The organism is Undibacterium sp. Ren11W, assembly GCF_049340485.1.
Classification (GTDB): Bacteria; Pseudomonadota; Gammaproteobacteria; order Burkholderiales; family Burkholderiaceae_D; genus Undibacterium.
Map to the genome: position 1 here is coordinate 1 of NZ_JBMPPB010000048.1, position 255 is coordinate 255.

At 56.5% G+C, this 255-nt stretch carries 1 protein-coding gene; it reads left to right on the forward strand.

Going from position 1 to position 255, the window contains the following annotated elements; translation table 11 throughout:
* Positions 1–255, forward strand: a 255-nt coding sequence (locus tag ACO0K8_RS22405) for a hypothetical protein (protein ID WP_422948865.1), incomplete at both ends; no start/stop codon positions are given.

Genomic DNA, 255 nt, shown 5'->3' on the forward strand with positions numbered 1-255 from the left:
ACGTCTTAACGGCCGCAGAAATCACCGCTGGTACGTATAGCAGCACGGTTGCCAAACCGGCAGAAGGCGCTAATTTAACGGTCACAGCGACGGTCACCGACCAAGCTGGTAATGTCTCCGCCCCAGGTACAGACAGTGCGACTTTAGACACGACGGCTACAGCAGCGCCGACGATCACCATCACGACCGACAGCAACAACGACGGTCTGATCAGTAAAACAGAACTGGGCGCAGCAACGACAGTGGCAGTCACAG